This is a genomic window from Desulfurobacteriaceae bacterium, from assembly GCA_039832905.1.
Taxonomy (GTDB): Bacteria; Aquificota; Aquificia; order Desulfurobacteriales; family Desulfurobacteriaceae; genus Desulfurobacterium.
Genome location: JBDOLX010000091.1, coordinates 291 through 8,169, shown reverse-complemented (window position 1 = coordinate 8,169; position 7,879 = coordinate 291). Strand labels below are relative to the sequence as shown.

Genomic DNA, 7,879 nt, shown 5'->3' with positions numbered 1-7,879 from the left:
AAAACTCTAATAATCAACCCTAATTTTGGTTGCAAAAATTATGTAAAAAATTTGTAAAAATTTCAAGTCTACTTTGAGGAGGAAAGAAGTGAACCCAACAGTAATAGAAGGAAGAGTTCCCATATACATTTATGCTAAAGAAATTGAACCTGAAGTTAGAGCGCAGATAGAAAGAATAAAGGATTTACCTTTCTTTAGAGACAAAATTGTGATAATGCCTGACTGCCATGCAGGAAAAGGATGTGTTATAGGTTTTACAGGATACTTTGACGACGTTGTAATTCCAAACATTGTTGGTGTTGATATAGGTTGTGGCGTATATACTTACCCTCTTGGAATTAAAGTAGACAAAGAAGTTCCAAAGGAAAGTTTGGATTTACGAAAGTTTGACGCTTTTGTAAAAGGCAGAATTCCAATAGGACTAACTTCAAGAACAAAATCAAACGCAAAAAAACTTCCTCTTTCTAAAGAGGATAAAGAACTTCTTTCTGAGATAAAGTCACTTCTTATCAATACTTATAAAATTAACCTTCAAGATCCAATACTACAAGTTGGAACTCTTGGAAGTGGTAATCACTTTTTAGAGTTGGGATACGACAAGGATTCAGGAGAACTTTTCCTTACTGTTCATTCAGGTTCGAGAAACTTAGGCCTAAGGGTTTGTAACCATTTTCAAAGAAAAGCTAAAGAATATACAAAAAAACGTTATCCAGAGATACCAAACGATTTAGCTTTCCTACCTCTTAATAAAGGAGGTAGAGAATATCTAAGAGCTATGAAGTTAGCCCAAAAGTATGCAGATCTTAATAGAAGAATGATCTTAAAACTAATAGTTGAAGAATTCTTTAAACAAGAGTTTGACGAAGGCAAGTTAATAAAGAGTGTTCACAACTATATTGACCTAGATAGGGACATGTGTGTTAGAAAAGGAGCAATTTCTGCTCATAAAGATGAAAGAGTAGTTATTCCTTTTAACTTAACTACTGGATTAATCATTGGAAGAGGAAAAGGAATAAGAAGCTTAAACTTTTCTGCTCCTCACGGTGCTGGAAGGAAGTTAAGTAGAAGAAAAGCTAAGGAGATGTTTTCTGTAAGTGATTTCAAGAAAGCAGTTGAAAAAGCGGGGGTTTTCTCTACAACAGTTAGCAAAGACACTCTTGATGAAGCTCCTTTTGCTTATAAAGATCCTAATGAAATTTTGGAGTTTTTACCAAATACAGTTGAGGTAGAAAGGTTTATTAAACCTATATATAACTTAAAAGGATAGAAAGGGGGCAAAGCCCCCGCCGAGTTTCTTTAATTTAACTTCTCTAAGGCTTCAAGGATTAAAAGACCTGCCTCGTTAACGCTATTCTTACCAACCAAGTTGGACGCTCTAAGAACAATAAGTTCCTTTTCAAAAGTTTCAGGGTCAAGACCGGAGATTTTAATAGCTTCTTTAATGTTCTTAGGTAACACTCTAATTTTCTTCTCTTTAACGTAAAGCGTTCCTACTTTCTTAAGGGCTTCGAGAACCCTTACTGCTAAAGGTGTGATTGGGTTTGCAAATCCTTCTGGAGTTCCGGAAAGGGCACGTTTTACAAGTTTTCCAGCTTCTGTAAGAACTATTGCCTCGTTTTGGAGAATGTCAATGTATCCACGAGCTTCAAGCTTGTTTAGAGCATATTCAACTTCTTCTTTCCAAGTTTCGTCAAAGAGCTCGTAAACATCTTTTACAAAGAAACCTTTTTCTGGAATCTTGTGGAGAACTTGTAGTTCAAACCTTGTAATGTGTGGAAGCCTTCTAATTTGGTATGCCATTTCCGCGTACATCTTTCCAGCTTCTGTTGGTTCACCACCACCTATAAGCTGAGCTTCAACTCCTTTCTTGAACCACTCAACGTTTGGAGAAGCAAACTCCTTGTTTGTAATAGTGATTGCCTTAACTGCAACAGCTGGAATTTCCCTAATTCCTCTCTTTTCCATATCTTCAAGAACTTTCTTTCCGTAATCTGTGAGGTAGTGAACCTTTTTTCCATCCTTCTCTTCTGCGTGGATTAAGTTAAAGGATTCCAGAGTATAGAGTGATTCTTGAACGATGTCGTACATCTTTTCATACCATTTGTTTCCTTTTTCATAGAAGCTCTTAAATAGCTCTTCGACAGTTTTAACTTCACTAAATTTCCTCTTAATTTCTTCTTTCTTCTGATATCCAAGGTCTTGATAGAGTCTTCTACCGTAGTGTTCCATAAGATGCTTGTACTCTTTAACAGGTTTGTAGAACATGTAGTGAACGAGCTCGTCCACTGTTGGAAGAACGTTTGGATCATTTTCGTGGTGTTTCCATACCTCTTGAATAGCCTTTAAGAGTTCGGCATCAAGGATTTCAACGTTTATGGACTTAACAGGCTTAAAGCTTCTTTCTTTCCAGATTCTATAAGCTTCTATTAGGTGTTCACCCGCTGGAAGTGGATTTCCTTCTTCATCTATTAAAGCTAAAGCAAAGAGGGTTTCTTTTTCTTCATCAGTTATTGCTTCAAATCCGTCGTATACAGCCCTTACTAAACTATCCATTATGTCTTCAGAAATTACTGTTTCAAGGCTTGGAGCTATGGTTTCACAAACCTTTTTGATTTCTTTTCCAAGAGCTGTTAGAGAGTATACGTCTGAAGTTGGAACAGAAAATGCAATTAGTCTCATCGCTCCAAGGAGTATTGGGAATCTTCCACCTGCGGGAAGCTTAGAAGATTCTGCTGGACCTTCTGGCATATCCTTAATGTACTGGTAAAGCTCTCTATCGATTAACAGTCTTGGATGAGCGTTGTTAAAGATTTCATAAACATCCTTAGCAAATTTATTTACCACCTTGAATGTTCCCTTCTTTTCTACTTTTCTTTCTTCTATGAACCCTCTCTTCTCAAGCTCTTTTTCTGTAAGAGGTCCTGGAATATCATCATTAAGAATAGCGGTTTCAATCATCATAATTACTTCAGAACCAAGCCACCTAAACTCTTCATCCCAATCTTTAGGATGCTTAATAAGACCTTTAGAAACCATCTCTTCGATTATGTTTGCTAACGCTCTTCCCCAGTAAGTTAGAGAGTACTCTAAAGGTCTTTCCATCCTTAAAAGGTTCATTCTTTCAAGCTCTATGAAAGGAGCCTCTTCTTGGGCGTTCATTAGTTGGCATACCCTTTCGTTTACTTTTTCTCCTTCACGAACTCTTAAAAGGGCAAGCGCGTGCTCCTTCCTGATGATCATTTCTCCCTCCTTCTCTTTTTCTATCCTCTACTATTTAAATTATGTCAAACGTTGTTTTAAGTCAACTAAAAAAGTTTTTAAAGATTGCTAACTACTTGAAGGAAATGTAAAATTCCCAAACAATACCTTCTTGCTTTAATTTAGGGACATCTTTCATGATAAAAAAGCTACCAAGGGAAATAGTTTCCAAAATAGCTTCAGGTCAGATAGCTTCTTCTCCATCAAACGTTCTTAAAGAGCTTATAGAGAACTCCATTGATGCTGAAGCTACAGAAATAAGGATTAACATTGATGATGCTTTTAACTTTAAAGTTGTTGACAATGGAGTAGGCATTTCCTATCAGGATCTTCCTTTAGCCGTTGAAAGGTTTGCTACAAGTAAAATAAACTCTTTAAGTGATCTTGAAAGAATAGGAACTTACGGTTTCAGAGGAGAAGCTCTTTACGCAATTTCCCAAGTTAGCCACCTTACTATAAAGACAAGGTTTTTGTATGAAAACATTGGTGGGAAATTGGAAGTAAAAGGTGGAAAGGTTTTATCCATTTCACCAATTCCTTTTTCCAAAGGAACGAGTGTTTCTGTAAACTCTCTTTACTTTAACGTTCCGGTAAGGAGGAAAGGCTTTAAACAAAAAAGCAAAAAAGATCTTATAAAGACCGCCAAAACTTTTGCTCTCTGCAATCCTCAGATCTCTTTTAAGATTGAAGATGAGATTTTCCCTGCCTCTTCCTTTTCGGAAAGGATAAAACAACTTTTTGGGGACACTGTAAGTTTTAAAAAGTTGGAAGGAAAAAACTTCAAACTATTTTACGAGGAGGATAATGAAAGGAAAAAAGTTTCTTTTATTTTTGTAAATAGGCGTCCTGTGGAGCTAAAAGAGTTTGAAAAATTAATGGAAGAGCTGAGGATAAAGAACTACATTCTATTTTTGGAATTGGAACCATCCTTAGTAGATGTTAACGTTAGCCCTACAAAGGATAAAGTTATCTTAAAAGATACAGCTATTTTTGAAACAATAAAAGAAAGTCTAAAATCTGAAATATCACTTCCAAAAGTTTTCGTTTTTAGGGAAGATGAAAAAATTGAATATTACTCACCAATTAAACTGCTTGGAACTGATGGAACTGTGATTGTCGGATACGACAAAGACTACTACTACTTCTTTGACCAACATCTAATTCATGAAAGGGTAAACTATGAAGAAATTTTAAAACTTCTTTATTCAAAGAAAATTCCTCTTAGAAAACTTGTTCCTCCTGTTGTTTTAAAAAGAAAAGAAAATTTGGCAAATGAACTTTTAAAACTTGGAGCTTCTTTTGAAAAAGAGGGCAATAATCTTATAGTAAAAGCTATTCCTGAAATCTTAAGAGTAGAAGATTTAAAAAAATTGGAAAAAGGAGAAGAATTGGAGTCGATAGCTTCCTTAGCTTGCAAGAGAGCAATAAAGTCAGGATTTAAACCTTTAAGTTTTGACTGTTTAGAAGATCTTTTTAACAGGTATCTTTTATGTAAAGATAGGGAGTTTTGTCCTCATGGAAGAGCCATCTACTATCGGATAAGAAAAACAAAGATTTTAGGTAAACTTGGGAGAAAGTGAATATTGACAAAGCTTTCGGGCTGTTTTTATTTTAATTTAAAAAATTCTTAAGAGGAGGAACTTTATGGACTGGAACACGCTGAAAACTACTATCCTTTTAGGTTTCCTTACAGGAATCCTGCTCATGTTCGGGAAACTCCTAGGTGGAAACGTAGGACTGGTTATAGCTCTTGTCATGGCAGCCATTATGAACTTTGGAAGCTGGTACTTTTCAGATAAGATTATTCTCTCTATGTATGGAGTAAGACTTCTTGAAAAGGATGAAGCCCCAGTTCTACACGAAATGGTAGAAAGACTCGCTAAGAACGCAGGAATTCCAAAACCAAAAATAGGTGTTGCTCCTATGGACGTTCCGAACGCTTTTGCAACAGGAAGAAACCCAGAAAATGGAGTTGTAGTTGTTACACCTAAGATTGTGGAACTTCTTGACCAAGATGAGCTTGAAGGGGTTTTAGCACACGAAATTGCTCACATTAAAAATAGAGATACTCTTATTCAAGCAGTAGCAGCAACAATTGCAGGAGCAATTACATCTTTGGCAAACATGGCACAGTGGTTCTTCCTCTTTGGAGGTAGCAGAGACGAAGAGGAAGGAAACGGTCTTGCTGAAACTATTGGGGCAATTTTAATGGTTATCTTAGCTCCAATCGCAGCAGCACTAATTCAAATGGCTATTTCAAGGTCAAGAGAGTATAAAGCAGATGAAACAGGCGGAATTATCTCCGGAAAACCTGAAGCCCTTGCAAGCGCTTTAAAGAAGCTTGAGGAGTATGCAAATAGAATTCCTCCAGAAATTGCTAAAGCTGAAGTAAATCCATCAACAAGTCACCTCTTTATAGTTAACCCTTTAAAGGCTGACGCAATAGCTGCCCTTTTCTCCACTCACCCACCAACAGAAGCAAGAATTAGAAATCTTTTGGAGCTTGCCAAGAAACTTTTTGGAAAGGTAAGAGAAACTTTTTGGAGATGGTAATTGATTGAAAAGGAACTTCTACTACTTCAAAGAATACTTAAAGGGTTGTGCAAAAACCAATCTCATTCATAGGTTCGATCTTTCTTCCATCTCCCACTTCTTCGGGAGATGGATTCCATTTGCTGTTGCAGTTGGAGTTGCTACAGGTTCTGTTGCCTCTTTAATGGACGTTCTAATTGTTAACCTAAACAACTTCCTATCCTCAAATCCTCCTCTTTTCTTTCTTTATCCTATTATCGTTGCTGTAATTGTTGGACAGGCTATTGCTTTAGATCCAGCAGTTGGTGGTCCAGGAATTGGCTATTCTATACTTCACTTAAAAACCAAATTTTATATTCCACTACGATCTGTACTACTTAAACTAATTACCTCTACTTTTGTTCTCTCTGGAGGTTTCATTGCAGGTAGAGAAGGTCCATCCTTTTTCATTGGAGTAGCAATAGGTGAATGGCTTGGAAAAGTTTATGGGATTAGTAAAAAATATAAACCTCTTCTTGGACTTATTGGAGGAGGTGCTTTTACAGGAGCCCTTCTAAAGGCACCCTTGGGAAGTGCTATATTTGCAATGGAACTTGAGGAAATGTACAACCTCGACTATCGTCCTTTTGTTCCAATGATTATTGCTTCTATTGTAAGTTATCTGACATTTTCTTTTTTCAGAGGAGAAAGCACTTTCATTCAACTTTTCCAAAATCCCAAGTGGAGTTTAGAAGCTATACCTTACATAGTATTAATGGGGTTAGTAATTAGTCTTATTACGTATGCTTATACCTTCATTTTTCATACAGCATCCTGCACTTCAAAGTATTTTGAACCTCAATATAGACCATTAATTGGAACTGCATTGGCTCTTCCTTTTCTCTTAATTATTTACATTGCTACAAATGACTTGGACTTTCTATCTACTCCAGCTCATATGGGAATCTTTTCTAAACTTGCTCAAGTTCCCTTTCCAATATTTGTTGATTTTCTCGTAGTTGTTATTGTTATATTAGTTACAAGCTTAACCCTCTCTTTTGGAGTTCCGGGAGGATTGGTTCTTCCTAACCTTCTAATTGGTGCAGCAGTGGGGAACGCTTTTGGATACCTCTTCCCTGACCAACTTGTTGTTTTTACTTTGGCTGGAATGGGAGCAGCCTTAGCTGCAGGAGCAAAAACCCCTCTTGCTGCCATTGTGATGATTACTGAGATGACTCACGCAGATGTTGTAATTCCCATGACAGCTGCGATAATTACAAGCTACACAACAAGCTTTGGCTTTAGCCTCTATTTGGGACAAGAAATGAAACTAAAACCTATGGGAAAGAAGGAGAAAGATGATAGAAGGTAAAAAAATTGTTCTTGGAATTACAGGAAGCATAGCAGCTTATAAGTCGGTTGAACTTTTAAGGAAACTTCAAAAAATGGGAGCAGAAGTTAGAGTAGCTACAACACCCTCTGCATTAAAATTTGTTCCAAAGTTAACTCTTCAAATCCTCTCTGGAAGTCCTGTCTATTTTGACAACCTTGATGAAACGGTAACTTTTGTTCAGCACACCTCTTTAGCAAGTTGGGGAGACCTTTTTTTGGTAGCACCAGCTACTGCAAACACAATTGCAAAAATGGCCTACGGAATTGCTGATAATCCTGTTACAGAGCTCGCCCTATGCTTTGGAAAAGGGATTGTATGTCCCGCAATGAACAGTAGAATGTACGAAAATCCTACTACCCAAGAAAACTTAGAAAAACTAAAAAAACTTGGCTATGAAATAGTTGAACCGGAAGAAGGTTTTCTAGCGTGCAAGGACAAAGGAAAAGGAAGACTCGCAGACCTTGACGATATTCTGGATTCAGTCTTTTACTGGTTCTTGCCAAAGCTTTTTGAAGGTAGAAAAGTTGTTATCACTGCAGGAGCTACAAGAGAATACATAGACCCTGTAAGGTTCATTTCAAATCCTTCAAGTGGAAAGATGGGTTTTTCACTTGCTAAAGTCTTTAAAGGTTTAGGAGCCGATGTCGTTTTAATAACAGGGAAAACTCACCTTAGAACTCCTTACAAAGTAAAAAGAATAGATATAGAAACTGTAAA

Annotated in this window: 6 protein-coding genes; 5 read left to right on the top strand and 1 reads right to left on the bottom strand. The window is 36.8% G+C overall.

Going from position 1 to position 7,879, the window contains the following annotated elements; translation table 11 throughout:
* Window positions 1-88 precede the first annotated feature (88 nt).
* Window positions 89-1,267: an RtcB family protein gene (locus ABGX27_06425; GenBank protein MEO2069132.1), complete on the top strand. Its 1,179-nt coding sequence runs from the start codon at window positions 89-91 to the stop codon at window positions 1,265-1,267.
* 29 nt (window positions 1,268-1,296) lie between these two features.
* Here ABGX27_06425 and ABGX27_06420 read toward each other — a convergent pair whose 3' ends face one another.
* Complete coding sequence (locus ABGX27_06420) at window positions 1,297-3,240, bottom strand: DUF505 domain-containing protein (GenBank protein MEO2069131.1); 1,944 nt, start codon at window positions 3,238-3,240, stop codon at window positions 1,297-1,299.
* A 155-nt stretch (window positions 3,241-3,395) separates the two neighbouring features.
* On the opposite strand from ABGX27_06420, the gene mutL reads away from it, so the two are divergent.
* From mutL to coaBC, 4 genes are all read left to right on the top strand, one after another.
* Window positions 3,396-4,838, top strand: coding sequence for a DNA mismatch repair endonuclease MutL (gene mutL / locus ABGX27_06415; protein MEO2069130.1), 1,443 nt, complete (start codon window positions 3,396-3,398; stop codon window positions 4,836-4,838).
* Between the two features lie 64 nt (window positions 4,839-4,902).
* Entirely contained in the window at window positions 4,903-5,811 is a 909-nt protein-coding gene (locus ABGX27_06410; GenBank protein ID MEO2069129.1) for a zinc metalloprotease HtpX, read from the top strand.
* A gap of 4 nt (window positions 5,812-5,815) precedes the next feature.
* Window positions 5,816-7,141, top strand: a complete 1,326-nt coding sequence (locus tag ABGX27_06405) for a chloride channel protein (GenBank protein MEO2069128.1) — start codon at window positions 5,816-5,818, stop codon at window positions 7,139-7,141.
* Window positions 7,128-7,879 (top strand): bifunctional phosphopantothenoylcysteine decarboxylase/phosphopantothenate--cysteine ligase CoaBC (gene coaBC, locus ABGX27_06400; GenBank protein MEO2069127.1); only part of this gene is annotated, 752 nt, incomplete at its 3' end. The genes ABGX27_06405 and coaBC, both read left to right, overlap by 14 nt.

Bases quoted from the DNA above. Each gene is read 5' to 3' on its own strand.
- ABGX27_06420 (MEO2069131.1), bottom strand. From the start codon at position 3,240: ATGATCATCAGGAAGGAGCACGCGCTTGCCCTTTTAAGAGTTCGTGAA.
- mutL (MEO2069130.1), top strand. From the start codon at position 3,396: ATGATAAAAAAGCTACCAAGGGAAATAGTTTCCAAAATAGCTTCAGGT.
- ABGX27_06410 (MEO2069129.1), top strand. From the start codon at position 4,903: ATGGACTGGAACACGCTGAAAACTACTATCCTTTTAGGTTTCCTTACA.